Source organism: Arthrobacter sp. RAF14, from assembly GCF_052114185.1.
Lineage (GTDB): Bacteria > Actinomycetota > Actinomycetes > Actinomycetales > Micrococcaceae > Arthrobacter_E.
The window spans coordinates 1-389 of the sequence record NZ_JBFREG010000022.1 but is presented as its reverse complement, the minus strand read 5'-3'; the positions used below and the strand labels follow the sequence as shown (position 1 = coordinate 389).

Below are 389 nucleotides of genomic sequence, written 5' to 3'. Positions count from 1 at the left end.
CGTCGAGGTAGCCGCACATTCCGTAGCTGTGCGCATCCGGAGTCGAGCGCGTCTCGAGCCGTGCTGTGTTCAGGTGGTCCGCGCGGCCCGTCCCCATCGCGGAGAGGAACGCCTCGGTCCGGTTGGCCGCGTCGGCGGCGCCGGCCGCCCAGATCCCACGCCAGTCCTCGAGGCGCGAGGCGACGATCCCACGGGCCGCCGCGTAGAACGGTTTTCGAGCGCGGCGGGTCCGCGCGACTCGACCGCAGCACCCAACGCCGGAACCCGTCGACTGCGCGGGCCTGGCGCGACCGAGCAGCGCGCTCGACCGCATCGCCGGCCGCGCCGCCGTGTGCCGAGGGCAAGGCCGCCGCCGCACGGTATCGGTCGCGATCGTCGAGGTCGTCCGC

The 389-nt window shown here is 74.6% G+C and carries 1 pseudogene; it reads right to left on the bottom strand.

Annotated elements, in window-relative coordinates:
- Positions 1-389 (bottom strand): annotated as a pseudogene (locus AB4Y75_RS16725) (hypothetical protein); the annotation flags it as partial.